Genomic DNA, 3,840 nt, shown 5'->3' on the forward strand with positions numbered 1-3,840 from the left:
CAACTTCGCTGCCATCGACTTACATCCGAATGTTGTTCCTGACCGCACCATGAGCAATGTCTATGAACATTTGATTGCAAGATTTGGTGCGGAAGTCGGTACGGGGTCAGAGGACTTTATGACTCCGCGTGATATTGTGCATTTGGCAGCGACTTTATTGCTTGAGCCTGATAATGAACTATTTGAACAAAAGAATGGTTTAATCAGAACTATCTATGATCAAACGTGCGGTACATCGGGCTTTTTAACTGACATGATGAACTATGTAGACGGTTTTAAGGACCGCTATAAAATTGCCCCTGTACTTGTACCCCACGGACAGGAATTGCAGCCTGAAACTCATGCGGTCGCATTGGGTTCAATGTTGCTCAAAAAACTGGATTCTGATCCAAGCCGTGATTTATCACAAAATATTAAATTGGGCAGTACCCTCAGTAATGACTTATTTGCTGGGCAGCGTTTCCATTATCAATGCTCTAACCCACCTTTCGGCATGTCTTGGGCGAAGGATGCCAGTGCAGTTCAATTAGAGCATAAAGAAAAAGGCTTAAATGGGCGTTTTGGTGCGGGTTTACCTAAAGCAAGCGATGGTTCTATGCTGTTTTTGCAAAACCTGATTTCAAAATTAGAATTGCCTGAAAATGGTGGTGGTCGTGGTGCAATCGTACTTTCAGGTTCGCCACTCTTTAACGGTGGTGCAGGCTCAGGTGAATCTGAAATCAGACGCTTTATTTTAGAAAATGATTATCTCGAAGCCATTGTGGCATTGCCGACTGATATTTTCTTCCGTACAGGCATTGGTACATATATTTGGCTGATTTCAAACCGTAAACCTGAACAGCGCAAAGGCAAAATACAGCTCATTGATGCTACAGGCATGGGTTCATCTATGCGCAAGAATGAGGGCAACAAGCGCAAGTTTATTGACCAAAATTCGATTGATGAAATTAGTCGTATTTATGCCGACTTTGAAGAAAGTTCGGTCAGTAAGATTTTTGATTACACTGACTTTGGCTATCGCCGAGTAAAAGTCTTGCGTCCTTTGCGTATTGATCTTCAATTTGACGCTGAGAAACTAGAAACATTCAAATCGTCAAAAGAGTTTGGCAAGTTATCCGACAGCGACCAAAATGCGGTATCGGCTTATATTGAACAGCAGTTTGGTGACAGCAAAGACTATGCTTGGTTTGACAATACATTCCTGAAAAATCTACCACTCAGCAAAATCAGCAAAGGTTTAAAAAATGCTTTGATCGCTGCGTTTGGGGTGCAAAATCCTGATGCAGAAGCCGTAGAAATTAACGGTGAAGTGCAAATGGATAGTGACCTGACTGATTATGAAAATATTCCGTTAAATCAGAATATTCAGGATTATATGGCGACAGAGGTACTTCCTCATGCGCCTGATGCAGTAATTGATACCAGTTATACTGATAGCAAAGATGGTCAAGTCGGTGTAGTGGGTTATGAAATTAACTTTAACCGTTATTTCTATGTGTTTGAGCAGCCACGCCATCCGAATGAGATTATGGCTGAGATTAAAGAACTATCTGCCGAAGTCGCACAATTGCTTGGGGAGGTTTAAGTATGCTTTGTCCAAGTTGTAAAGAACATATTGTTCTTGAGGATTATGAGGATACCTCTCCATTTCAGTGTGAGTATTGTGATGCTTGGTTGGAACTTGATATTGATGAAAGTACTTATTTAGGTGCTAAACACACCGTTTTACGCATCATTGATGATGAAGATTTGGGTGAGGTGTAATCATGCAATTTAAACAATACCCAAGCTATAAAAATAGCGGTGTGGAATGGTTAGGTGATGTACCTGAGGATTGGGAAGTAATTCCTAGTAAATTTTATTTCACTGAACGTAAAGAAAAAGCTGAAAGCAGTGATAAACAATTAACTGCTTCACAGAAACACGGCATTATATTTCAAGAAGATTTCATGGCTGAAAATGGTCGTGTCATGGTTGTCATGAAAAATCCTGAAATATTAAAAAAAGTGCGACCAAATGATTTTGTAATTAGTATGCGTAGCTTCCAAGGTGGACTTGAACTAAGTTATTTAGAGGGTTCAATTAGTTCAGCTTATGTGATGCTCAAGCCTAATTTGAATGTAGTAGATATTGAGTATTTTAAATATTCATTCAAAACAACAAGATATATTCAATCTTTACAATCAACATCTAATTTAATACGTGATGGTCAAGCCTTACGTTTTAATAATTTTTCTCAAGTTAAATTGGTATTACCTCCAAAAGCCGACCAACAAAAAATCGTTTCATTTCTCGACACTGAAACCACCCGAATTGACAACCTCATTACCAAGCAAGAAAAGTTAATTGAGCTTTTGGAAGAACAGCGTAAGTCGATTATTTCTCATGCTGTGACTAAAGGTTTAAATCCAAATGCACCGATGAAAGACAGTGGTGTGGAATGGTTGAGGGATGTGCCTGAGCATTGGATGACACCATCCAGTAAGCATTTGTTAGAAATACCAATTACTGATGGACCACATGAAACTCCAAATTTTGTAGATGATGGTGTGCCTTTTATTTCAGCAGAAGCAATCTCAAAAGGAAAAATTGATTTTGATAAAAAGCGTGGTTATATCACACCCGAACTAAATGCAATTTATAGCAAAAAATATTCTCCAAAAATTGAAGATATTTATATGGTTAAATCAGGAGCAACCACAGGTAAAGTTGCGATGGTTGAAACCACAGAAGAATTTAATATTTGGTCGCCTTTAGCTGTCTTTAGATGCAATAAAAATAAGGTCTTACCCAAATTTCTATTAGCCGTTTTTAACTCAAGTCATTTTTATGATGCTTTGGTTTTAAATTGGAGTTATGGCACTCAACAGAATATTGGTATGGGTGTGTTATCAAATATTGAAATTCCTTGTCCTCCATTAAAAGAACAAGCTGAAATTATTCAACATTTAGATGCTCAGAACACCAAGTTTGATAAACTTATCAGCACTCAAAGCCAATTGATTGAAAAGCTTAAAGAATATCGCTCATCTATCATCTCCCATGCGGTTACAGGCAAAATTGACGTAAGGGAGTTTGGCGCATGAAATTCTTGCTAAATTGTAAATCTAGCTTTACTTTTGGTCGATCATATTGCATGATTCTTATCAACATACCTGCCATGCCTAGGTTCAAGTTCGCTTGTTCACGCACAAATCGGCAGGTTTTTTTTGCCTGAGAAAAGACGATGGTTCAATTCACCAAACAGGCAAAAAGCAACCAAGAACACCTCCAAACATGGCAAGACCGTGGCTTGATCATTCCTGATCTTGCACGGGCAGACCGCTATTTAAGCTTTATCGGCTACTATCGCCTATCGGCTTATACCATTCCATTTCAGCAAATTGTCACCACGCCTTCAACGGTTTTACATCAATTTAAAACCAATACCACATTTGATGATGTACTCAACCTATATATCTTTGATCGAGAACTAAGACTCTTGATTATGGATGCTATTGAACGTATTGAAGTGGCAATACGGGCGCAAATTTGCAATGTACTGTGCCATCTTTCCAATGATGCTTTTTGGTACACCGATGAACAGCATTTTAACCATCACTATGCCCACATGCGTTTGCTTGCCAGTATTGAACGACAATTACTGGATGAAAAAAGTCGCTTAGAGCGTGATGAAAAAGCCATTGATCAACGTAAATCTGTAGCGCAAGCTGATAAAGATGCTTTGAAAGACAAAGTGCGTAAAGAAAACTTCTTACGCCACTATTTATCTAAATATGACAGCCCGAAATTACCGCCTTCATGGATGATGATTGAAATGCTGACTTGGGGCGAACTCAG

The 3,840-nt window shown here is 38.8% G+C and carries 4 protein-coding genes; all 4 read left to right on the top strand.

Going from position 1 to position 3,840, the window contains the following annotated elements; all coding sequences use genetic code 11:
* Nucleotides 1-1,585 (top strand): class I SAM-dependent DNA methyltransferase (locus IRT38_RS17305; RefSeq protein ID WP_194598341.1); only part of this gene is annotated, 1,585 nt, incomplete at its 5' end.
* 2 nt (nucleotides 1,586-1,587) lie between these two features.
* The gene (locus IRT38_RS17310) at nucleotides 1,588-1,764 is read left to right on the top strand and encodes a hypothetical protein (protein WP_153565145.1); all 177 of its coding nucleotides are present in this window, start codon (nucleotides 1,588-1,590) and stop codon (nucleotides 1,762-1,764) included.
* 2 nt (nucleotides 1,765-1,766) lie between these two features.
* Nucleotides 1,767-3,086, top strand: a complete 1,320-nt coding sequence (locus IRT38_RS17315) for a restriction endonuclease subunit S (RefSeq protein WP_194598342.1) — start codon at nucleotides 1,767-1,769, stop codon at nucleotides 3,084-3,086.
* A gap of 140 nt (nucleotides 3,087-3,226) precedes the next feature.
* Nucleotides 3,227-3,840 (top strand): Abi family protein (locus tag IRT38_RS17320; protein WP_194598343.1); only part of this gene is annotated, 614 nt, incomplete at its 3' end.

The organism is Acinetobacter sp. SK-43, from assembly GCF_015351505.1.
GTDB lineage: Bacteria > Pseudomonadota > Gammaproteobacteria > Pseudomonadales > Moraxellaceae > Acinetobacter > Acinetobacter junii.

Excerpts from the sequence above, each read along its gene's own strand:
- IRT38_RS17310 (WP_153565145.1), top strand. The coding sequence starts at position 1,588 with ATGCTTTGTCCAAGTTGTAAAGAACATATTGTTCTTGAGGATTATGAG.
- IRT38_RS17315 (WP_194598342.1), top strand. The coding sequence starts at position 1,767 with ATGCAATTTAAACAATACCCAAGCTATAAAAATAGCGGTGTGGAATGG.